Below are 22,491 nucleotides of genomic sequence, written 5' to 3' on the forward strand. Positions count from 1 at the left end.
GCATCCTAATCAGGGCTCGCGTCCTGTAATATTCCGAAGTGGAACGGAGAGGCAGAACTCCTATGTGTGGGGTTGCTGGATATTGCGGCACTGAACTTGCCCCTGAGCAGGGGCAAGCGCTTTTGCGCGCCATGACCGATACCATTGCCCATCGCGGGCCGGACGCCAGTGGTGTCTGGGCGGCGCCGGGCATTGGCCTGGGGCATCGGCGCCTGTCGATCGTCGGCATTGCCTACGGACAGCAACCCATGGCGCTCGAAGGTCCGGAGCTGATGCTCGCCTATAATGGCGAGATTTTCAATTTCGTCGAACTGCGCCAGGAGCTCGAGGCCAATGGCCATGTGTTCCGCACCGGCAGCGACACCGAAGTTCTGTTGCACCTTTACGCCGAGCATGGCGTGGAGTGTCTTGCAAAGCTCAATGGCGACTTCGCTTTTGCGCTGTGGGACGGCAAGCGCCGCCGCCTGTTCCTCGCCCGCGACCGTGTCGGCGTGCGGCCGCTGTTTTATGCGCGGCGGCGCGAGGGCATCTTTTTTGCGTCCGAGATCAAGGCGTTGCTGGCGGTTCCCGGCATCGAGGCCGAGATCGACCCGGTGGCGCTCGACGAGATCTTTACGCTCTGGGCGCCTTTGGCGCCGCTCACCGGCTTTCAGGGCATTCTGGAACTGCCGCCCGGCCATTTCATGGTGATCGAAGACGGGCAGACCCGTATCCAGCGCTATTGGGATTTCGACTTCCCCGATCGCGCGGATGGGTATGACACACGTTCCGAGGACGCGCTGGCCGATGAGGTCCTGGCGCTGCTCGATGACGCTACCCGTATTCGCATGCGGGCCGACGTGCCGGTGGGGGCCTATCTCTCCGGCGGCCTCGACTCTGCCATCACTGCCGCTCTGGCTTTGCGGCACACGGAGCAGAAGCTCTCCACCTTTTCGGTGGGCTTTGAGAGCGCCGAGCATGACGAGACCCAATTCCAGGCGATCATGGCTGCGGCTCTGGGCACGGACCACCGCGCCATTTCCTGCAGCAATGGGGATATTGCGGCGGCCTTTCCTGCCGTCATCGCCCATACCGAGCGACCCATCGTGCGCACCGCGCCCGCGCCGCTCTATCGCCTTTCAAGCCTTGTGCGGGACAACGGCATCAAGGTGGTGCTGACCGGGGAGGGCGCCGACGAGGTTTTTGCCGGCTACGACATTTTCAAGGAAGACAAGGTCCGTCGCTTTGCGGCGGGGCAGCCCGGTTCGGCGCGCCGACCGCTGCTGTTCAAGCGGCTCTATCCCTATCTTCCGGGGCTCCAGAACCAGTCGGCTGATTATCTGACAGCCTTTTTCGGGGTGACGCCGGATCTCCTCACCGATCCTCTTGCCTCCCATCGTCCGCGCTATCGTTCGACGGCGGCGGCAAAGATTTTCTTCTCGGCGGATCTGCGCCAATCCCTGGGCGATTACGATGCGGCGGCCGCGCTGGCGGAAACTCTTCCCAGCCGCTTCGCCCACTGGCATCCCCAGCATCAGGCGCAATATCTTGAAAGCCGGTTCCTGCTTCCAGGCTATATTCTCTCCTCGCAGGGCGACCGGATGGCCATGGCCCACGGCATCGAGGGGCGCTTTCCCTTCCTTGACCACCGGGTGATGGCGCTGGCGGCAAAACTGCCGCCAAAACTGACGCTCAAGGGGCTGGTCGAAAAGCACATCCTGCGGCGGGCAACGCGGCACCTGTTGCCCGAGGCGATCAACAATCGCACCAAGCAACCCTATCGCGCGCCTGACAGCCAGGCCTTTGCGACGGCCGATGCGCCGGACTATGTGCGCGAGCTTCTCTCGCCTCAAGCCATAGAGGACACCGGGCTCTTCAACCCCAAGGCCGTGGCCAAGCTCGTCGCCAAGGCCGGCACCAGTGGGGTCGAGGGCTTTCGGGACAACACCGCCTATGTCGGTATTCTTTCTACCCAGATCTGGCACCGGGAATTCACCCGGTGGCCGAATGCTGCCACCCAGGCAGCAGAGTGACGAACCAGCGGCAAAACGGGACAACAATGACTGATATCAAGGCCAATATCCGTGACTTCATCGTCGAGAACTTCCTCTTCGGCGATACCAGCCAGCCGATCGAGGACACCACCTCGCTGATCGACAATGGTTATGTGGATTCCACTGGCGTGCTCGAGCTGGTGTTCCACATCGAGCAGAGTTTTGGGATCAAGGTCGCCGACAGCGAGATCATCCCGGCCAATCTCGACAGCGTCGGCGCCATCGCCGCCTATATCGAGAAAAAGCAGCAGAGCGCTGCCGCCTGAGGCGGGGACCGACCATGCGCGTCGAGGACTTCCTGCGCCATAGCGCCGCCCGGCTGCCGGACAAGACCGCGCTTGTCGTGGGCGAGCGGCGGCTGAGCTATGCCGAACTTGATGATCTCAGCGACCGTCTGGCCGCGGGGCTCGTCGCCTATGGCGTGCGTCGCGATGATCGGGTGCTGATTTATCTCGATAATGGCTGGGAAGCGGCCGTGGCGATCTTTGCCGTGCTCAAGGCCGGCGCGACTTTCAGCCCGATCAATCCCTCGACCAAGCCGGACAAGCTGGCCTTCATCGCCGGCAATTGCCAGGCGCAGGCCATCATCACCCAGGCCCGGCTTGCCGGGGCGGTGGCTGAGGCGATTGGGGAAGGGGCCGACTTTTCGGTGATCATCTCAGCCGGTGAAAGCGCCGCGCTGCCCCATGCGGTGCAGCTCGAAACGCTTCTGGCGGCGCCGGCGGTCCGGCGGGATCATGGCGGCATCGACAGCGATCTGGCCATGCTCATCTACACCTCCGGCTCCACCGGCCGGCCCAAGGGCGTGATGATGAACCACCGCAATATCGAGGCGGCGGCGACTTCGATAACCACCTATCTCGAAAACACCGAGGATGACATCATCCTCAACGTGCTGCCGCTGGCCTTCGACTATGGGCTCTATCAGCTCTTGATGGCGGTCAAGCTCGGCGCCACGCTGGTCATCGAAAAGTCCTTCGCCTTTCCGGCGGCGATCTTCGAGATCATGCGGCGCGAGAAGGTGAGCGGCCTGCCGCTGGTGCCGACCATGGCGGCGATGATCCTCAATATGAAGGATCTGGAGCCCGGCTCGTTCCCCGATTTGCGCTATATTTCCAATACCGCCGCCGCGCTGCCGCCCGCCCATATCGAGCGGCTGCGGGTGCTGCTGCCCGGCACGACCATTTTCTCCATGTATGGCCTGACCGAGTGCAAGCGCTGCACCTATCTGCCGCCGTCGCGGCTGGACGACAAGCCGGGCTCGGTGGGCATCGCCATTCCCAATACCGAAGCCTTTGTCGTCGACGATGATGGCAAGCGTGTCGCGCCGGGAGAGGTCGGCCAGCTGGTCATCCGCGGGCCCCATGTCATGCAGGGCTATTGGCAGAATTCTGAGGCCACCGAAAAGGCCCTCCGCCCGGGCCCGAACCCCTGGGAAAAAGTGCTCTACACCGGCGATCTCTTCTACGCCGATGACGAGGGCTTTTTGTATTTCGTCGGGCGCACCGACGACATCATCAAGACCCGCGGCGAGAAGGTTGCGCCCAAGGAGGTCGAGGCGGTGCTCGTCTCCTGCCCGGGCGTCGTTGAAGCCGTGGTGGTCGGCAAGGCCGATCCCGTGCTGGGCCATGCCATCCATGCCATCGTGGTGAAATCCGATCCCGAGCTCGGCGAGCGCGATGTCATCCGTCACTGCGCCCGAAATCTTGAGGATTTCATGGTGCCCAAATCCGTTGAGTTCCGCGACAGCCTGCCCAAGACCGATACGGGCAAGGTTAGCCGCCGTCTTGCCGCCGAAAGCCTGGAGAGTTCCTGAGATGAGCCGATTGTCGCCCCAAACTCTGGTCATCGACGCCGAGGCCGAAATTGCGCGCATCACCAGCGCCATGCGCAATCAATTGCGCACCGACCTCAAGCGGCGCGGCCTCGTGCTCGGTCTTTCGGGTGGCATCGACTCCAGCCTCTGCGCCGCGCTGGCTGTGAAGGCGGTGGGGCCTGAGCGGGTCTTTGGGATTTTCATGCCGGAGAATGACTCCGATCCCGAGAGCCTCGAGCTCGGACGGCAGATAGCCAGCACCTTCGGCTTTACCGCCGAAGTGGAAGACATCGGCCCAGCGCTGGCGGCCATGGGGTGCTATTCGCGCCGCGACACTTTCATCCGCACGTTGGTGCCCGAGTTTGGCGAGGGTTGGGGCTGCAAGGTCGTCATTGCCGATCCGCTCTCGGGCGGTGGCATCGCCATTTCCTCGCTGGTGGTGCAATCGCCCACTGGCGAGACGCAAAAAATCCGGCTCACCGCCGAGGCCTATCAGGGCATCATCGCTGCCACCAATATGAAGCAGCGCACCCGCAAGCAGATGGAATATTATCACGCCGACCGGCTCAATTATGCCGTCATAGGAACCCCGAACCGGCTCGAATACGACCAGGGCTTCTTCGTCAAGAACGGCGACGGCGCGGCGGATCTCAAACCCATCGCCCATCTCTATAAGTCTCAGGTCTATCAGCTGGCCGCCCATATGGGCGTGCCCGAAGCCATCTGCCGACGGCCGCCGACCACCGACACCTGGTCGATGGCGCAGAGCCAGGAAGAGTTTTACTTCGCGCTCCCCTATGACCGGATGGATCTTTGCCTCTTCGGCCTCAACAATAGTCTTCCGCGCGAAGAGGTGGCGGAGGCCGCTGGCCTGACGCCGGAGCAGGTCGATGCCGTCTGGGCCGACATCGCACGCAAGCGTGTGGCGACACGCTACCTCAGCCTGCCGCCACTGCTGGTGGAATAAGCATCACACCGCCAGCGAGTGCCGGCCCATTCCGGCGGCGAGATAGGTGTCGAACTGGGCCGCGATGGTGCGCACGAAGGGTTTTCCTTTTTCCGTCACGACGAAGCACTCGCCGTCCATGGCGGTCATCCCGTCCACATCGGTCAGGGCGATCTGTCGCGCTTCCTCCATCAGTGCCTTGCCGCCGCCCCAGAAACCCTCAAGGTCCCTCGGGTCGAGGGCATAGCGGCAGAGCAGAGCTGAAATCGCCTCTGCCCGCAGCCGATCGATCGGGGTCAGGGCAAAGCCCCGCGCCACGGCAACGCCGCCTTCCAGCACAGCGCGGGAATAATCGCCGGTGGCGGTGATATTCTGCACATAGCCCTGCGGCATCTGCCCGATGGCCGAGGCCCCGAGCCCGATCAGCGCATCGGCGGCATCATCGGTATAGCCCTGGAAATTGCGCTTCAGCGTGCCGGTCCGCGCCGCTATGGCGAGGCTATCGGTCGGCACTGCGAAATGATCAAAACCGATGGGCTCCATGCCGCCCGCGACCAGCAAATCCGCAGCCAGTTGCGCCTGGGCGAACCGATCGTGCTTGCCCGGCAGTGCATCCTCCGGGAGCATCTTCTGATGCGTCTTCATCCACGGCACATGCGCATAACCAAAGAGCGCCGCCCGATCCGGATTGAGCGACAGCGCCGCCCTGATGGTTTGCGCCAGCCCCTCCTGGGTCTGAAACGGCAGGCCATAGAGGAGATCGAGATTGACCGAGCGCACGCCGCGCTGGCGCATCGCCGCGACCACGTCGCGCGTATCCTCAAAACTCTGCAGCCGGTTGATCGCCTTTTGCACTTTGGGATCAAAATCCTGCACGCCGATGCTGGCCCGGGTCAGCCCGAACTGCGCCATGGCGTCATAGCGGCCGTCGTCGATGTCGTTGGGGTCGATCTCGATGCTGATTTCTGCTTTCGGGGCGATGGTGAAGCGCTCGGCGAGCCGCGCCCGCAGGGCGAGCAGGTCGGCCGGCTTCAGCATTGTCGGCGAACCGCCGCCGAGATGGATGGCCGCCACCAGTCCGCGGCCGTCCAGCTGGGCCGATACCCAGTCGATCTCGGCATAAAGGGCGCGCAGATAGTCGGCGATCGGCTCGTAGCGCAGCGTGTGCTTGGTTTGGCAGCCGCAGAACCAGCACAGCCGGTCGCAATAGGGGATGTGGAGATAAAGCGAAATCGTGGCGTCGGCCGGCAGGCCCTGCAGCCAGGAGGCATAGGTTCTGTTGGTCACCCCGGCGTGGAAATGGGGCGCGGTGGGATAGCTGGTGTAGCGCGGTACGGGCGTCGAATAGCGTTCGACAAGGTCTGCCGTCGGGGTCAATTGGCGATCCTTTCAGGGTCCAGCGCCAGAAGGCGCAGCCATTCACTTTCGGTCGCCACATGGCGCCGCATGCTGTCAAAAAAAGCGCGCAGCAAATAGCCGAGCGCATCGGCGGAGGGCCGGGGTTCGCCACGCATCAGGGCGCGCAGCGCATCGCTCACCTCCGCGGCGGCGGCCGTGTCAGCGCGCTGCGCCTTCTGGCGGCGTTCGACCGCGTCGGGGTCGCTGATGAGCAGGAGCGGGAACAGTCGGGCCGCTTCGGCCGTCTGCAGCGTCTTGAGGCTGGGCTCCAGCCCCTCGATCAGCCGGTGGCAAAGCGCGGCGTCGACGCGCCCGGGCAGGGCGTCGGCCAGCGCCTCGAGACCATCGCAGATGGCCAACATCTCTTGATAGGCTGCATGCAGCGCGCCCATCGGGGGCGACGGCTTGGCCATGCTTGTGCTCCGCACCAGAACTATTTCTGGAGCTGTGCTAACACGCCGTCAGGGCACCGCTTTTGACAAGGATCAAGCCGGGAGCAGAAAGAGCGGGGCGGAGCCGCCGCCCTCATGCCCTTGCGCCTACTCCGCCAACGCGCTCGGATTATAGAGGCGCAGCGGGCGGATTTCATAGGAGCCGCCATCTGGATTTGCCTTGGCGAGATCCCGCGCGAAATCCAGCGCCTCGTCCATATTCTGGCAATCGGCGACGTAAAACCCGAGGAACTGCTCCTTGGTTTCGGCAAAGGGGCCGTCGAAGACAACAGGCTCGCCGGAACTCTTGCGCAGGGTTTTTGCCTCGTCGGTGTTCCACAGGCGCACCACCGGGCCGAGCTTGCCCTTATCACTCATCTGCGCCTGGACGGCGCCAAGGCGCTCCATGCAGGCAGCGTCTTCTTCCGGCGTCCATTCGGACACCGCTTTTTCGTCATTGTAGCAGAGAACAGCGTAGAGCATCGGGGCACCCCTCCTCCGGTTTGGCGCGAACTATTGCGCCATAGCACCCAAAAATCCAGTCACGTTCCCGGCTCTGTTTCGGCGCGGGGGCGCGCGATGGTGGCGGTGGCGCCGATCGAGGCGAAGATGATCGCCGCCATGCCGGCCAGTTGCAGGGGCGAGAGCCGCTCGCCGAGGATGACAAGGCCCGACAGCGCGGCGAGAGCGGGCTGGCCGCTCATCAATATGCCAAAGAGGCGCGAGGGGATTTTGGGCAGCGCCACCATGTCGAGCGCATAGGGAATGGCGCTCGAGAGCAGGGCCACGGCGAGGGCGAGGGGCCAGATGGACACGTCGAGCAGGGCCGTGCCGGCCTCGGCTATGCCAAAGGGCAGGGCGATGACCGCCGCCGTACCGACACCGAGCGCTGCAGTATGCGGCCCGCCACCGGTCCCGGCGCGCTGGCCGAAGACGATATAGCCGGCCCAGCAGGCTCCGGCGCAGAGCGCCAGCACAATGCCGATCAGCGAGACGTCGCCCTCGATCCCGGCCCAGGGCAGCAACAGGGCAAATCCAGCGACCGCAAGAATGATCCAGAAGAAGTCGAGCGGACGCCGGGCCCCGAACAGCGCTACCGCCAGCGGGCCGGTAAACTCCAGCGCCACGGCGAGGCCGAGCGGAATAAGGGAGATGGCGGCATAAAAGAAGAGGTTCATCGAGCCCATCGCCACCCCATAGAGCAGCACCGCACGCTTCTGCTTGCCGTCGAGAGCATGGCGCCATGGCCGAAAAACAATGATCAGCACCAGCGCCGCCAGCGTCAGGCGCAGCGCCGTCGCCCCGGCTGCGCCCACCAGTGGAAACAGCATCTTGGCAAAGCTCGACCCGGTCGCGGTGAACACCATGCCGAGCGTGACGAGGAGAACAGGAACAAGAAGAGTGTTGGGCCGCACGGCAAGCGCTCGGAAGAAGAGGTCCTCGAGCCTCTATCAGGCTTTTGGGGGAATGCACATGGCATCGAAGATGGGTGGGATCTTCATCCGCGCGTACCCATCACCCGGCTTGCGTGGATGATCCAGTTTTGTGGCACGATGGATTGCCCGGACGGGCCGGGCAATGACGATGGGGATGAATAGGGGGGGCCGGTCGGGGACGACGTTTGTCGTGAGATCGTGCCCCGAGCGCGAATGGGGCCTCCCTCCCCCTTGTGGGGACGGAATGAGGGTGGGGGTCGGGTGTCCCGCAATTTAATAGCCCCCACCCCAGCGCCGCTACGGCCTTTCGGCCGAGCTTTGCTACCCTCCCCACAAGGGGGAGGGAGCGCAGGAGCCGTTGTTCCTCGCGCTAATAAAAAATCCCCGTCCCGCCGCCGTCGACCTGTTTTACCCGAGCGCCCTCCAGCACTGCCGGATCGAGAAGCCGCGCATTGATCCCCAGCCGGTCCCGGCTTGCGGCGCGGGGGTACCAGTGGGTGACGCAGCCGCAGGTGCTGCAGCGGTGAAAGTCAATGTGCTGCCCGTTCCACGCATAGGCATTGGTGGGCTCGGCGGTGATGGTCACCTCCGCCTTGGAATAATAGGCCCAGAGCACGCCATAGCGGCGGCAGAGGCTGCAGTTGCAGTGCGTGACCTCGAGCGGCGCATGGGCGAGACGCAGGGTCACCGCGCCACAATGACAGCTGCAGAGGACGCTGTGGTCCGGTTTCGGATCAGACATGAAACCCCTCCCAAATCTCCTCAGCGCATAAAGCCAGATTGACCCGAAAGGGGCAATTCTTTAGCCCTGTAGAATAGAACAAAGGAGGAATGCCCGATGGAGTATCGCTATCTCGGCCGCTCAGGTCTGAAAGTCTCGGTTCTCACCATGGGGACGATGACTTTTGGGGGCAATGAGCGGATCGGCCACACCGATCTTGCGGGTGCGGCGCGTCAGGTCGACCTCTGCCTCGATGCCGGCATCAATCTCTATGACACGGCCAATGTCTATAATGCCGGGGTGTCCGAGGAAATTCTTGGGGCGGTGCTCAAGGAGAATGGGCGGCGACAAAAGGCGCTGGTGGCCACAAAGGTCCGCTTCAAGATGGGTGAGGGGCCCAATCAGATCGGGCTCTCGCGCCACCACATCATCGAGCAGTGCAAGGCCAGCCTCAAGCGCCTCCAGACCGATGTCATCGATCTCTATCAGGTGCATGAATGGGATGGGATGACCCCCATCGAGGAGACTATGGAAGCGCTCGATACGCTCGTGCGCCACGGCCATGTCCGCTATATCGGCTGCTCGAACTACTCGGGCTGGCACATCATGAAGGCGCTGATGGCCGCCGACAAACGGGCCGGCGAACGGTTCGTCTCCCAGCAAATCCATTATTCGCTCCATAGCCGCGACGCCGAATATGAACTCGTGCCCATTTCGCAGGATCAGGGGCTTGGCATCTTCGTCTGGTCGCCGCTGGCGGGCGGTCTGCTCTCCGGAAAATACCGTCGCGAAGGTGGTCCCGAGAGCGGCCGGCATGTCGGCGGGTTCCGCGAGCCGCCGGTCTATGACTGGGACAAGCTCTACGACGTCATCGACACCATTGTTGCCATCGCCGAAGAGCGCGGTGTCTCCGGCGCGCAGGTGGCGCTGAGCTGGCTCCTCGGACGGCCGGGCGTCACCTCGACCATCATCGGCGGACGCAGTGAAGAGCAGTTCCGTGACAATATCGCGGCGGCAAGCCTTGTGCTCAGCGCCGAAGAGCGGGAAAGGCTGGATCAGGTGAGCCGCCCGCCGCTGCTCTATCCCTATTGGCACCAATCGTTCTCCGCGCAGGACCGTCTTGGTCCGGCGGATCGCGATCTCATCGCTCCTTACGCAAAGGAATTCTCGCGTGGCTGATTTCGTTTTCGCCCCTCCCGCACCGGTCACCATTCCCGTTGCGGGCGGCGGGATGTTTCCCGTCCGAAGGGTGTTCTGCGTTGGGCGCAATTATGCCGAGCACGCCCTCGAGATGGGCGGGGATACGCGCGAGCCGCCGTTTTTCTTCACCAAGCCGGCCGATGCTGTCGTGTCGGGGGGGAGAGATATCCCCTATCCCCCGCAGACGAGTGATCTTCATCACGAGATCGAGCTGGTCGTCGCCATCGGCAAGGGTGGCGCCGATATCGCCGCTGCAGACGCGGCGAGCCATATTTTCGGCTATGCCGTCGGGATCGACCTGACGCGGCGTGACCTCCAGGCGCTCGCCAAGAAAACCGGTCGGCCGTGGGACATGGCCAAGGGTTTTGATTTTTCCGCACCTATCGGGGACATCGCCCCGGTTTCCGCCAGTGGCCATCCGGCCGACGGGGCCATTACGCTCGAGGTCAATGGTGTTAACCGACAGCGCGGAATGCTGTCGGAAATGACCTGGGATGTTAACAGTGTGGTAGCCGATCTGTCGCGTTACGTGACACTTGCGCCGGGCGATATCATCATGACCGGCACCCCCGCCGGGGTGGCTGCAGTGGTGCGTGGGGACCTGCTCGAGGGCAAGGTTGAAGGCGTCGGCACGGTCACGGCGAGGATCGTCTGATGCCGGTCTGGTCGTCCCAGCAGGATGCGGCGCTTATCGCCGTGTCCAATTGGCTCAAGGACCGCAATGGCCCGCAGGTGTTCCGGCTATTTGGTTGGGCGGGCACAGGAAAATCGACGCTCGCCGTGCATCTGGCGCAGGATATCCGCTCGGTCAAATACGCCGCCTTCACCGGCAAGGCAGCCCTCGTGATGCGCAAACGCGGCTGCAAGGGCGCCCAGACCATCCACTCGCTGATCTATACGCTGGTCTCTGAAAAAGAGGGTGAGCCGCGCTTCGTCCTTGATCCGGAGAGCCCGGCTGCCGACGCGGACCTCATCGTCATCGACGAGGTCTCGATGGTCGACGAGCAATTGGGCGCTGATCTTTTGTCCTTTGGAACCAAGGTGTTGGTGCTCGGCGACCCGTTCCAGCTGCCTCCGGTCCAGGGCGCCGGCTTCTTCACCACCGAAGAGCCGGATATCATGCTGACCGAGATCCATCGGCAGGCGGCAGACAACCCGATCATCCAGCTGTCCATGCAGGTCCGCGAAGGCGGTACGATCGAGCATGGGCAATATGGCGAGTCCCTCGTCGTCGGCCGCGACAAGGTGGACCGCGAGGCTGTGCTCGAAGCGGACCAAGTCCTTGTCGGACGGAACAAAACGCGCCTCACCTATAATGATCGCCTGCGGGAATTGAAGGGCCTGCCCTTCCACGAACCAGTGGTCGGCGACCGCATGGTGTGCCTCAGGAACAACCCGCGGAAGCGCCTGCTTAACGGGCAGATCTGGATCGTCACCGAGGCGCTCAAGCGCAATAATGGCAAATGGTCGCTCATGCTCGCCGACGACGAAGGCAAGGGCGAGGCCAAGGTCATGACTCACAAGGCGTTTTTCTCCGGCGAGGAGGATGCCATGAGCTGGCCGGAGCGGCGGCAGTTTGACGAGTTTACCTTCGGCTACTGCCTTACCGTGCACAAGGCGCAGGGCAGCCAGTGGGACAATGTCTATCTTTTTGACGAGAGCTTCGTGTTCCGCGAGGAGCGGGCGCGCTGGCTCTACACCGGCATTACCCGGGCTGCGGAGAAGATCACCATCGTCCGCTGACGCCACGATTGCGCCAAACTTGACCGGCTCTGTAGAGATGGATCACGGCCGCCCTGCAAATGACTGATCTCTCAAGCGCTTGAAGCGCTTGCGCAGGGCGCGGTGATACCACATCATCATGATCGACATTGCCCGGCCGGGCAGGAGCCCCACCATGCACCACGACACCTCCCTGATCACGACAATCGTCGCAGGTCTGGTGCTGGCCTATATTTTCGGCATGATCGCCAACCGGCTGCGCCTGCCGCCGCTAGTGGGCTATCTGTTCGCCGGTATTCTGGTGGGTCCGCATACGCCGGGCTTCGTGGCGGATCAGGAATTGGGCGCGCAGCTGGCCGAGCTGGGGGTGATCCTGCTTATGTTCGGCGTCGGATTGCACTTCTCGCTCAAGGACTTGATGAGCGTGCGCGCGCTGGCGATTCCAGGCGCCGTCGCCCAGATCGGGTTGGCGACCCTGCTCGGCGCAGGTCTCGGGCTGCTCCTCGGCTGGTCGATCGGCGCGGCGCTGCTGTTCGGTCTGGCGCTGTCAGTGGCCTCCACAGTGGTGCTGCTCAAGGCGCTGCAGGACAGGCGCCTGATCGAAAGCGAGCGCGGACGCATCGCCGTGGGCTGGCTGATTGTCGAGGACCTTGCCATGGTCCTCGCTCTCGTTCTGGTGCCCGCCATTGCCAGCCTCTACGGCACCGACACCGGCATCCATGACCCCTTTGTTTCCTTCGTCGAGCGGCTGATCGGCGTTGAGGTCGGCATCTGGGGCGTGCTCACGCTAACCCTCGTCAAAGTGGCGGCTTTCGTGGGCTTCATGCTGATCGTCGGTCGTCGGCTCATTCCCTGGGCGCTGCACGCGACTGCACACACCGGCAGCCGCGAGCTGTTCCGACTGGCCGTGCTCGCCATTGCGCTCGGTGTGGCGCTGGGGTCGTCCGTGCTCTTCGGGGTTTCGCTGGCCCTGGGTGCGTTCTTTGCCGGCATGATCCTCTCGGAAAGCGAACTCAGCCATCGTGCCGCCAACGAAACCCTGCCGCTGCGTGACGCCTTTGCCGTGCTGTTCTTTGTGTCCGTGGGCATGCTGTTCGACCCGATGATCGTGGTCAATCAGCCGCTTCTGGTGCTGGCGACCGTGTTCATCATCGTCATCGGCAAGTCGCTGGCGGCCTTTGCCATCGTGCTGCTGTTCGGTCGGCCGGTGTCGACCGCCCTTACCATTTCGGCGAGCCTTGCGCAGATCGGCGAATTTTCCTTCATCCTGGCCAGCATGGGTGTGGCACTCGCCATCCTGCCGCAGGAGGGCCAGGATCTTATTCTCGTCGGCGCGCTGATCTCCATCGTTCTCAATCCGCTGGCCTTCTGGGGCGTCGAGGCCATACGGCCCCGGCTGGAAGCGCGCTTCGGCCAGAAGCGGAGCGTCGAGCCGGAAGGCCGGATCGAGCCGGGCGAGCTTTCCCGCGCTGCCGAGGGGCCCGCCACCACCGATATTCCGACGACTGCCGGGGTAGATCGCGGTGCCTTGGGCGCTGATGACGATACCGGCGAGCCGTCAGCGCAGACCGGCCACACAGTGCTTGTCGGCTATGGTCAGGTTGGGCGCATCGTCGCTGCTGGGCTCAAGGGTGAAGGCGCTGGCGTGGTTGTTATCGAGGACAGTGACCATGACGTGGCCGCCGCCCGCGCCGAGGGTTTTGAGGTGGTCTACGGCAACGCTGCCAGCGCCGATGTGCTAAAGCTCGCCAATCTGGGCGCCGCGCATAATCTTATCATCGCCATCTCCAATGCTTTCGAAGCCGGGTCGGTTTGCGCAAGCGGCCGCAAGCTCAACCCATCGATCTCGATCGTGGTGCGGGCCTATTCGGCCGAGGAAGAGGCATTTCTGCGCGATCTCGGCGCCACCAATGTGATCCGCGGCGAGCAGGAAATCGGCAGGGGCATTCTCACCCGTCTTAATGATGGAGCGGCCGTAAAGGAGCCCCTCGTTTCCGAGCCGGAGATCAAGCTGCCCGTTACGGAAAACCTCGTTGCGCAGGCGGCTGCGGCCGTTGTCGCGCCGGTTGCCGTGCGTGAGAGCACTGACGCTATCCTTTCGCCGGTTGACAGTGTCGAGGTCGTTGCCCCACCGGCCGAGATCGAAACGACGCCGGCACTGGAAGAGCCGGGGCTGCTGGAGGTCATCGAGGCACCGGTCGAAGACGAGACGCCCGTGCCTGTGCTGCCGTCCGTTCCCGAGGTCCTGCCCGAGGCGGAGATTGTAGCGATCACGCCTCAAATCATTGGGGAGGCGCCGGCGGAGATCGACGAGCTCGTTGCTGTCGTCGAGCCAGACGCGGTTCAGGAGGCTCTTCCGTCCCCAAACAGGGATGACGAAAGCTCCACGGGTTCTGAAAACGCAGAGCCTGTCGTCGACGCGCCCGAGATCGAGGCCGAAGCGGTAGAGACGACCATGGCAGACCAGGCCGAGGCCGGGTTTGAGGACGGTGACGTTGTCATGGACGCGCCGACGGCTCCTCCCCCGTGGGAGGAAGAGGCTGTCGTGGAGGAAGCGGTGGGGCCGGCGCCGCTGGACGAGGAATTGCAGGAACCGGATAGTGGCAATGTGCCGGACCCGGTCAATGCGGAAGACGAGAAAACCAAGAGTGAGGCGGAAGTGCCGCCCGTCATGCCTGAACCCAAGCCCTGACCGGGAACTGGGTCAGGCCGTGTGAGGACCAATGATTTCGCAAAAGGCCAAATATGCGCTCCGGGCTCTGGTATCGCTGGCGCGTGCCGGGCGGGGGGAAAGCCGGATGATCGGGGAGATTTCGCGGGACCAGGCCATCCCGAAGAAATTTCTCGAGCAGATCCTGCTGGAGCTCAAGCGGGCGGGCTATGTGTCGAGCCGGCGGGGCCGCATGGGTGGCTATGAGCTGGTCAAGGCACCCGAGGAGATCATGTATGGCGAAGTGCTGCGCCTGATCGACGGGCCGATCGCGCCGCTGCCGTGTCTCTCCAAGATCGCCTATCGCAAATGCGAGGATTGCCAGGACGAGGCGTCGTGCGAAATCCGCCACGTCTTCGAGCGGGTGACACTGGCCACCCGCGATGTTCTGGACCGGACGAGCCTTGCCGACTCGCTGCGTCTTGAGGATCTGGACGTCGCTTCCTAGGGCGACTGACAGCGCGGCAGAAGGTGAATTGCCCGGATGAACCGGGCAATGTCGGCGCTGGTAGAGAGCGAGCGCTTTTACCCGAAGACGACGGTCTTCTTGCCGTTGAGCATGACGCGGCTCTCGAGGTGGAGCTTGACGGCGCGCGCGAGGACGCGGCTTTCGATGTCGCGGCCGGCGGCGACGAGGTCGTCCGGGCTCATGGCATGGGTGACGCGGGCGGTTTCCTGCTCGATGATCGGGCCTTCATCAAGGTCCGGGGTCACGTAGTGGGCCGTTGCGCCGATGATTTTCACGCCACGCTCATGTGCCTGGTGATAGGGCTTGGCGCCCTTGAAGCTCGGCAGGAACGAGTGGTGGATGTTGATGACCTGGCCGAAGAGGCGGGTCGAGAGATTGTCCGAGAGCACCTGCATGTAGCGCGCCAGCACGACGAGGTCGGCGCCGGACTGCTTGACCAGTTCGAGAACGCGGGCTTCCTGCTCGGCCTTGGTGTCCTTGGTGACGGGCAGGTGATGGAAGGCAATGCCTGAATCTTCGGCGACCTTGCGCGCATCTTCATGGTTGGAGATGACAGCCGCGACGTCGGCATCGAGCCAGCCGACGCGGATCTGGTAGAGCAGATGCAGCAGCGTGTGGTCGAACTTGGAGACCATGATGACGATGCGCTTGCGCTGGCTCTGGTCGGTCAGCGCAGTCTGCATGTCGAAGCGGGCGATCGGGGACTTCAGGGCCTTTTCGATGATGTCGCGATCGACGCCGTCCGGTGCGGTGAAGGCGATGCGCATGAAAAAGCGACCGGTTTCCTGGTCCCAGAACTGGTTGGACTCGCCGATATTGGCATTCAAGGCCGCCAATTCCGTCGTAATGGCCGCGACGATGCCGGGCCGGTCAGTGCAGGACAGGGTCAGTACGAAATTGGCCGACATGCAGGCAGCTCCCATGAATTCTGCCCAGCGGTATCAAGGCCTTGAGTGTTTTCGTCAAGGGGGAACAGAAAAGGGCCGCCCGCAATGGACAGCCCTTCCCTGAGTCTATGGCCTCAAGGGCCCAGGAGGTGGGTGTTAGCCGAGATCACTCCCAGTCAACACGTTAAATCCCAGACCTTCTTCGAGCACCAAAATCTCATAAGACACTGGATCACCTCCTTTTAGTTGGTTGAACATGACAACAGACTGGCCCCGAAGACTTCTCTTGTCTAGTCACAAAACAGTCACGCCGGAAAAGCGGCGGGTTCAACTGGTTTTCCTTGGAGGAGGGAGGGGATCAAGAGGGGAAGAAGAGGTGTCGCGCCCGGGTGCGATCCGGGCGCGAAAGAAGAGCGCTAGCTGCGGGCTCTCTTCGGCTTGCCGCGCAGCTGGATGATCGTTGCGGTGAGAACGCCGAGGGCGACAATACCGATGATGATGGTCGCCAGCGCATTGACGTCAGGCGAGACGCCGAGGCGGACCTTGGAGAAGATCAGCATGGGCAGGGTGGACGAGCCCGGGCCAGAGACGAAGCTGGCAATGACCAGATCATCGAGCGAGAGGGTGAAGGCCAGGAGCCAGCCCGAGACCAGCGCCGGAGCGATGATGGGCAGGGTAATGTCGAAGAAGGTGCGGACCGGCGAGGCGCCCAAGTCCATGGCTGCTTCCTCGACGCTGCGGTCGAAGTCGGAGAGGCGCGACTGCACCACGACGGCGACATAGGCGGTGCAGAAGGTCGCGTGGGCGATGATGATGGTCATCATGCCACGACCCTGTGGCCAGCCGAGTACGCTCTCCATTGCCACAAACAGCAGCAGCAGCGAGAGGCCGGTGATGACATCGGGCATGACCAGCGGGGCCGAGACCATGCCGGAGAACAGCGTGCGCCCCTTGAAGCGGCGGAAGCGCACCAATGCCACGGCGGCGAGGGTGCCCAGCACAAGGGCGATCGTCGCCGTGATGGCGGCGATCTGCAGGCTCAGCCAGGTGGCGTTGAGCATCTGCGCGTCCTGGAACAGTTCGCCATACCATTTGAGCGAGAAGCCGGTCCACACGGTCACGAGGCGGTTTTCGTTGAACGAGAACAGCACCAGCGAAACGATGGGCGCGTAGAGGAAGGCGAAGCCGAGGACGGCAGCGATGGGGAGGAACCAGCCACGACGGAACATGCTACTTCTCCACCACGGCGTTCTGGAACCGCTGCAACAGCATGATCGGCACCACCACGACAACCAGCATGGCGCAGGCCACTGCGGCCGCGCGCGGCCAGTTGGTCGCTGTGAAGAACTCGTCCCACAACACGCGCCCGATCATCAGGGTTTCAGGGCCGCCGAGCAGCGAAGGTATGACGAACTCGCCGATTGCCGGGATAAACACCAGCATGGAGCCGGCGACAATGCCGGGCACGGACAGCGGCAGGGTAATCGACAGAAAGGTGCGCAGCGGGCGCGCGCCGAGATCGGCCGAGGCCTCGAGGAGCGAGTCGTCGAGTTTCACCAGCGTGGTGAAGAGCGGCAGGATCATGAAGGGAAGGTACGTGTAGACGAGGCCGACATAGACGGCGAAGTCGGTCTGCATCATCACCAGCGGCTCAATGCCGAAGAGGCCAAGGAACTGGTTGATCACGCCATTGCCGCGCATGAAGCCGGTCAGCGCATATACGCGCAGCAGCAGCGAGGTGAAGAAGGGCAGGATCACCAGCATCAGCAGGATGTTGCGCCATTGTCCCGGCGCGCGGGCAATGAAATAGGCCATCGGGTAGCCGATAAGCAGGGTGATCACCGTCGCGATGGCGGCGATGCGGATCGAGCTGAGATAGGCCGCGACATAGAGATTGTCGGTGAAGAGGCGGATGTAGTTGTTGAGGTGCAGGGTCAGCTGCACCGTGCCTTCGTCGGTCTTCAGAAGGGGCGAGAAGGGCGGGCGGCCGAACTGCTTGGTGGCGAGCGAAATGCCGAACACCACGAACAGCGGGATGAGGAAAAACACCAGCAGCCAGATGAACGGCGCGGCGAGCACCAGCATGCGCCCGGTGATGCCGACCTTGGCCAGGCCGCGCTCGACCGCGTTCCAGGGCTTGAGGCGTCGGGGTGGCGGGATGGTGGGGGCGTGTGTGTTGGTCATACCGTCAGCACCGAGCCAGCGTTACCTTCCCAGGTAACATAGACCGTTTCTTCCCAGGTGATGGCATCGGGATTGCCGCGGACCGAGTTGGTCTGGCTGACGCGGATGCGTTTGCCGCTCTCGAGCGCCACCTGATAGACAGAGATATCGCCGAGATAGGCGATTTCCTCGACGACGCCGGTCGTCACATTGGCATTGTGCGGGTTTTCGGGCTTTTCGCGGCTGAGGGACATCTTCTCCGGGCGGATCGCCCACCAGAGGATCTGGTCCGGCGCGCAGTCGACGCCGTGGCTGACATAGATATCGCAGCCCAATTCGGCCGAGCGAATGCGGACGTGGTCCGGCTCGTCCTCGGTGACCGTGCCCTCGACCATATTGGCCGAGCCGATGAAATTGGCGACGAAACGGGAGTTCGGATATTCGTAGACGTCGGTGGGCTCGCCGATCATGACGATTTCGCCCTGGTTCATGACGCCGATGCGGGTGGCCAGGGTCATGGCCTCTTCCTGGTCATGGGTCACGACCACGAAGGTCACACCGAGCTGTTCCTGGATCTTGACCAGTTCAAACTGGGTTTCTTCGCGCAGCTTCTTGTCGAGCGCGCCCAGCGGCTCGTCGAGCAGCAGCAGTTTCGGTCGCTTGGCGAGGGCGCGGGCGAGGGCGACGCGCTGGCGCTGGCCGCCGGAGAGCTGGTGCGGCTTGCGCTTGCCGTAGTCCTGCAGCTTGACGAGGGTCAGCAGTTCGGCCACGCGCGCCTCGATCTCGGGCTTGGGGAGATTGTCGCGCTTGAGGCCATAGGCAATGTTCTGCTCGACGGTCATATGCGGGAAGAGCGCATAGGACTGGAACATCATGTTCACGGGCCGGTTGTAGGGCGGCACTTCGGTCATGTCCTGACCGTCGATCTCGATCGTGCCCGAGGAGGGCGTCTCGAACCCGGCCAGCATGCGCAGGAGCGTCGACTTACCGGAGCCCGATCCGCCCAGGAGGCAGAAGAGTTCGGAGCGGTAGATGTCGAGCGAGACATCATTGACCGCCGACACGTCGCCGAACTTCTTGGAGACGTTCTTGATGCGCACGAACGGCTTGTTGTGCGCCGCGTCGCGCCAAGGGCGGGTGTCGATCGCGAGCTGGGGCTTCTTCGCCATGGCGGACTCTACCGGAAAGGATGAAGGGGCGGCTGGCGCCGCCCCTTGGTCAAACTATTACTGGCCCGTTTTGATGCGGGTCCATGTGCGGGTCAAGGTCTCTTCGTAATCGGGGCTGTGCGCCTTCATCACGAACGCCTTGGCGATGGTCTCTGCCGGCGGATAAATGCCCGGGTTCGACTTGACTTCTTCGTCCACGAACTCGAGCGCCGGCAGGTTCGGGTTGGCGTAATAGACGTAGTTGGTGATGGCGGCAACAACCTCGGGCTCGAGGATGTAATTGATGAACTTGTGGGCGTTCTCGGGATGGGGTGCATCCGCCGGAATGGCCAGGAAGTCAAACAGGGTCGCGGCGCCTTCGGTGGGGATCAGGTACTGGATCTCAGTGCCTTCGGCAGCATTGTCGGAGGCGATGAAAATGTCACCCGAGTAGCCCAGCGACAGGCAGACTTCGCCATTGCCCAGGTCGTCGATGTACTGGGACGAGTGGAAATAGCGGATATGGGGCTTGATCGAGTTCATCAGCTCTTCGGCCTTGGCCAGATCGTCCGAGCTTTCCGAATTGGGATCGAGGCCGAGATAGTGCAGGGCGATGCCCATGACTTCGGACGGGCTGTCGAGCACGGTCACGCCGCAGGAGGCGAGCTTTTCGATCACTTCGGGCTTGAACAGGAGATCCCAGCTGTCCAGCGGTGCGTCGGCACCCAGCGCAGCCTCGACCTTGGCAGTGTTGTAGCCGAGGCCGATGGTGTTGATCATATAGGGGACGGCGTGCGCATTGTCCGGATCCTGCGCGGTGGCGGTCGCCATGACGGCGGGATCGAGATTGCCCAGATTGGTGAGCTTTGACTTGTCGAGCGGCAGGATCAGGCCGGCCATGATCTGGCGTTCGAGGAAATTGCCCGACGGCACGACGATGTCGTAGCCCGAATTGCCGGCCAGGAGCTTGGCGTCGACGATCTCGTTGCTGTCGTAAACGTCGTAATTGACCTTGATGCCGGTCTCCGCCTCAAAATTGGCGATCGTGTCCTCGGCGATATAGTCGGACCAGTTGTAAATGTTCAGGACGGGTTCTTCCTGAGCAAGAGCGGAGCTGGCGGCCAGCACAGCGCCCAGGGCAATGGCGAGCGACTTCTTCATATTGGGGTGTCTCCTGCAACGGATATATAGTGGAGGCAATGGCGTCTGGGATGACGGCCGTTTGGCGCAGAACGCCTGTAACGCGGAAAGAGCCGCGGCTCAGCCCCGGGGGCTCATCTTTGAGTACCCGGAATATCAGGAATGGGGGTCTGAAGGGACGTCTCGGAAGCGCGCCCGGAGGCGGCCGGCAAATTCGCTGCAATTTGCCCGGGTCCGGGCTCACATCGAGGCGCATAATGTGCACCATCAATAATGGGTGTCGTCAGCGAAGTGACCTTTCCGCTCGTCAGTGGGCGCCAAATTATCGCCAAATTCGGGGGGCGGCAAGGCGGCGTGGCGGAAGTTTTTGCAGACTTGACCATAGATGATGCAGCAGCGCACAACCGTGACGCCAGTGCTGCCCGCGCAGCGGCAAACCGCGTTCAGGAGCCATGAAATTCCATGAGTGAGAAATCCTATCTGTCCGTGTCGCCAGAGGTTGGGGCAGCCCTTGCAAACGGTGCTCCCGTGGTGGCGCTGGAATCCACCATCATCACCCATGGCATGCCCTATCCGCAGAACCTGTCCATGGCGCGCGACGTCGAGAGCGTCATCTCTGCGCAAGGGGCCGTTCCGGCTACGATCGCGGTGATGGACGGCAAGCTCAAGGTCGGCCTCAGTGGCGATGATCTCGAAATTCTGGCCCGTGAAGGGCACAAGGCCGCAAAGGCCAGCCGCCGCGATCTCTCGGCGCTCCTCGCCAATCGCGCGATGGCGGGCACGACCGTGGCCACGACCATGCAGATCGCCGCCTTGGCCGGTATTTCAGTGTTTGCGACCGGCGGCATTGGCGGTGTGCACCGCGGCGCAGAGGATAGTTTCGATATTTCGGCTGACCTCGAAGAACTTGGCCGTACACCCGTGGCCGTGGTCTGCGCCGGGGCAAAATCCATTCTCGATATCGCCAAGACGCTTGAAGTGCTCGAGACCAATGGCGTGCCGGTGCTCGGGTTCGGCACCGATGATTTCCCGGCCTTCTGGGCGCGCGAGAGCGGCTATAAGGTCGATCATCGCTTCGATGATGCACAAAGCGTTGCCCGCATGCTGAAAATCCAGAACGATCTGGGCATGGGCGGGGTGCTGATCGCCAATCCGGTCCCCGAGGGCGATGCCTGGGAAGCCTCCGCCATCGAGCGCTTCATCACCCAGGCCCTGGCCGATGCCGACGCCGAGGGGATTTCGGGCAAGGCGACGACGCCGTTCCTGCTGCAGCGCATTTTCGAGCTGACCGAAGGCAAGTCGCTGCAGTCCAATATCGCGCTGGTCAAGAACAACGCGAAGGTCGCCGCTGATATCGCCGTGGCGCTGGCCGGCCGGCGCGCATGAAAACTAGGGTCCTCGTCGTCGGCGACGTGATGACCGATATTATCGTCAAGCCGGAGGGTCCTATTGTCATGGGCTCCGACCGGCGGGCCCAGATCCGGACGCGACCGGGCGGTTCGGGTGCCAATCAGGCCGTGTGGCTCGCGGCAGCCGGTGCGGATGTGGTGTTTGCGGCGCGTGTCGGGGCGGCCGATGTCGAGGGCTATGGCACCCATTTCCGGGATTTGGGCGTTGTCCCGGCGCTGGCGTCCGACGGGGAAATGCCGTCCGGCGTTCTGGTCACCATCGTATCGCCCGATGGCGAACGCAGCTTTCTTACCGACCGGGGTGCCAACCTCAATCTGTCACCGGATGACCTGCCGGCGTCGCTGCTCGATGGGGCCGGATTTGTCCTCGTGTCGGGCTATAGCCTCTTTGCGCCGGGACCACGGGCGGCCGTGCAGGCGCTGTTCGAGGCGGCCCGCGCGCGGGGCATCCCCTGCGCGATCGATCCCGCGTCAGTGGGGTTTCTCGAAGAAGTCGGCGCCAGCAATTTTCGGGACTGGGTCGGGCCGCTCGACTGGATCTTTGCCAATGAAGACGAGGCGCGCAGCCTTACCGGAGAAGAAGATCTCAATGATCAGATCCGCGCCCTGGGCGAACAGTTCGGCCAGGTGGTCATCAAGCGCGGTCGGCTTGGAGCGGTCCTCGGCGATCGCAATGGCATAAGCCATGCTCAGGCTGCACCAGCAGTGGACGTCGTGGACACAACCGGGGCAGGCGATGCCTTCGCCGGCGGCTTTGTTGCGGCGCTGACATCAGGCCTTGGTCCGGAGGAATGCCTCACCAAGGGCATTTCCCAGGGTGCTGCGGCCGTCCAGACGATCGGGGGGCAGCCGACTTAGGCTG

General features: G+C 63.1%; 20 protein-coding genes and 1 pseudogene. 11 read left to right on the forward strand and 10 right to left on the reverse strand.

Annotated elements, in window-relative coordinates:
- The first annotated feature begins 62 nt into the window (after positions 1-62).
- From asnB to nadE, 4 genes are read left to right on the forward strand one after another with little or no spacing between them, the layout of a single operon-like run.
- Complete coding sequence (gene asnB / locus NYQ88_RS02065; RefSeq protein WP_275653333.1) at positions 63-2,012, forward strand: asparagine synthase (glutamine-hydrolyzing); 1,950 nt, start codon at positions 63-65, stop codon at positions 2,010-2,012.
- 26 nt (positions 2,013-2,038) lie between these two features.
- Complete coding sequence (locus NYQ88_RS02070) at positions 2,039-2,299, forward strand: acyl carrier protein (protein WP_275653334.1); 261 nt, start codon at positions 2,039-2,041, stop codon at positions 2,297-2,299.
- Positions 2,300-2,313: 14 nt separating this feature from the next.
- The gene (locus NYQ88_RS02075) at positions 2,314-3,849 is read left to right on the forward strand and encodes an AMP-binding protein (RefSeq protein WP_275653335.1); all 1,536 of its coding nucleotides are present in this window, start codon (positions 2,314-2,316) and stop codon (positions 3,847-3,849) included.
- Between the two features lies 1 nt (position 3,850).
- Positions 3,851-4,816, forward strand: coding sequence for an NAD(+) synthase (gene nadE, locus NYQ88_RS02080; protein WP_275653336.1), 966 nt, complete (start codon positions 3,851-3,853; stop codon positions 4,814-4,816).
- A gap of 3 nt (positions 4,817-4,819) precedes the next feature.
- Here the strand turns inward: nadE and hemN are convergent, their stop codons facing one another.
- The 5 genes from hemN to NYQ88_RS02105 all read right to left on the reverse strand — a co-directional run bounded on the left by hemN (position 4,820) and on the right by NYQ88_RS02105 (position 8,802).
- On the reverse strand, positions 4,820-6,172 hold the full coding sequence (gene hemN, locus NYQ88_RS02085) for an oxygen-independent coproporphyrinogen III oxidase (RefSeq protein ID WP_275653337.1): 1,353 nt from the start codon (positions 6,170-6,172) through the stop codon (positions 4,820-4,822).
- Positions 6,169-6,606: a hemerythrin domain-containing protein gene (locus NYQ88_RS02090; RefSeq protein ID WP_275653338.1), complete on the reverse strand. Its 438-nt coding sequence runs from the start codon at positions 6,604-6,606 to the stop codon at positions 6,169-6,171. Before NYQ88_RS02090 ends, hemN begins: the two co-directional genes overlap by 4 nt.
- 126 nt (positions 6,607-6,732) lie before the next feature.
- Complete coding sequence (locus tag NYQ88_RS02095; RefSeq protein ID WP_275653339.1) at positions 6,733-7,107, reverse strand: YciI family protein; 375 nt, start codon at positions 7,105-7,107, stop codon at positions 6,733-6,735.
- A 59-nt stretch (positions 7,108-7,166) separates the two neighbouring features.
- Positions 7,167-8,039, reverse strand: a complete 873-nt coding sequence (locus tag NYQ88_RS02100; protein ID WP_275653340.1) for an EamA family transporter — start codon at positions 8,037-8,039, stop codon at positions 7,167-7,169.
- Between the two features lie 391 nt (positions 8,040-8,430).
- A complete protein-coding gene (locus NYQ88_RS02105; RefSeq protein ID WP_275653341.1) occupies positions 8,431-8,802 on the reverse strand; it encodes a GFA family protein in 372 nt (123 codons plus the stop codon).
- Between the two features lie 96 nt (positions 8,803-8,898).
- On the opposite strand from NYQ88_RS02105, the gene NYQ88_RS02110 reads away from it, so the two are divergent.
- The 5 genes and pseudogenes from NYQ88_RS02110 to NYQ88_RS02130 all read left to right on the forward strand — a co-directional run bounded on the left by NYQ88_RS02110 (position 8,899) and on the right by NYQ88_RS02130 (position 14,861).
- Positions 8,899-9,960 (forward strand): aldo/keto reductase, encoded by a 1,062-nt coding sequence (locus tag NYQ88_RS02110; RefSeq protein WP_275653342.1) that lies wholly within the window; start codon positions 8,899-8,901, stop codon positions 9,958-9,960.
- The gene (locus tag NYQ88_RS02115) at positions 9,953-10,636 is read left to right on the forward strand and encodes a fumarylacetoacetate hydrolase family protein (RefSeq protein WP_275653343.1); all 684 of its coding nucleotides are present in this window, start codon (positions 9,953-9,955) and stop codon (positions 10,634-10,636) included. The genes NYQ88_RS02110 and NYQ88_RS02115 overlap by 8 nt, the downstream gene beginning before the upstream one ends.
- Positions 10,636-11,724 carry an AAA family ATPase gene (locus NYQ88_RS02120; protein ID WP_275653344.1) on the forward strand — a complete coding sequence of 363 codons (1,089 nt, stop codon included), beginning with the start codon at positions 10,636-10,638 and terminating at the stop codon, positions 11,722-11,724. Before NYQ88_RS02115 ends, NYQ88_RS02120 begins: the two co-directional genes overlap by 1 nt.
- 154 nt (positions 11,725-11,878) lie before the next feature.
- Positions 11,879-13,663: pseudogene (locus NYQ88_RS02125) on the forward strand (cation:proton antiporter); the annotation flags it as partial.
- Positions 13,664-14,426: 763 nt separating this feature from the next.
- Positions 14,427-14,861 (forward strand): Rrf2 family transcriptional regulator, encoded by a 435-nt coding sequence (locus NYQ88_RS02130; protein ID WP_275653345.1) that lies wholly within the window; start codon positions 14,427-14,429, stop codon positions 14,859-14,861.
- A 77-nt stretch (positions 14,862-14,938) separates the two neighbouring features.
- Here the strand turns inward: NYQ88_RS02130 and purU are convergent, their stop codons facing one another.
- The 5 genes from purU to NYQ88_RS02155 all read right to left on the reverse strand — a co-directional run bounded on the left by purU (position 14,939) and on the right by NYQ88_RS02155 (position 20,241).
- Entirely contained in the window at positions 14,939-15,790 is an 852-nt protein-coding gene (gene purU, locus NYQ88_RS02135; protein ID WP_275653346.1) for a formyltetrahydrofolate deformylase, read from the reverse strand.
- A 395-nt stretch (positions 15,791-16,185) separates the two neighbouring features.
- Positions 16,186-16,998 carry an ABC transporter permease subunit gene (locus NYQ88_RS02140; protein WP_275653347.1) on the reverse strand — a complete coding sequence of 271 codons (813 nt, stop codon included), beginning with the start codon at positions 16,996-16,998 and terminating at the stop codon, positions 16,186-16,188.
- Position 16,999: 1 nt separating this feature from the next.
- The gene (locus NYQ88_RS02145; protein ID WP_275653348.1) at positions 17,000-17,953 is read right to left on the reverse strand and encodes an ABC transporter permease subunit; all 954 of its coding nucleotides are present in this window, start codon (positions 17,951-17,953) and stop codon (positions 17,000-17,002) included.
- A complete protein-coding gene (gene potA, locus NYQ88_RS02150; protein ID WP_275653349.1) occupies positions 17,950-19,101 on the reverse strand; it encodes a polyamine ABC transporter ATP-binding protein in 1,152 nt (383 codons plus the stop codon). The genes NYQ88_RS02145 and potA overlap by 4 nt, the downstream gene beginning before the upstream one ends.
- Before the next feature lie 57 nt (positions 19,102-19,158).
- Positions 19,159-20,241: a polyamine ABC transporter substrate-binding protein gene (locus NYQ88_RS02155; RefSeq protein ID WP_275653350.1), complete on the reverse strand. Its 1,083-nt coding sequence runs from the start codon at positions 20,239-20,241 to the stop codon at positions 19,159-19,161.
- 441 nt (positions 20,242-20,682) lie between these two features.
- On the opposite strand from NYQ88_RS02155, the gene NYQ88_RS02160 reads away from it, so the two are divergent.
- Both NYQ88_RS02160 and NYQ88_RS02165 read left to right on the forward strand, forming a co-directional pair.
- Entirely contained in the window at positions 20,683-21,606 is a 924-nt protein-coding gene (locus NYQ88_RS02160) for a pseudouridine-5'-phosphate glycosidase (protein ID WP_275653351.1), read from the forward strand.
- Positions 21,603-22,487, forward strand: coding sequence for a sugar kinase (locus NYQ88_RS02165; protein WP_275653352.1), 885 nt, complete (start codon positions 21,603-21,605; stop codon positions 22,485-22,487). The genes NYQ88_RS02160 and NYQ88_RS02165 overlap by 4 nt, the downstream gene beginning before the upstream one ends.
- Positions 22,488-22,491: the final 4 nt, after the last annotated feature.

This window comes from Devosia sp. SD17-2, from assembly GCF_029201565.1.
In the GTDB taxonomy this organism is placed as follows: Bacteria; Pseudomonadota; Alphaproteobacteria; order Rhizobiales; family Devosiaceae; genus Devosia.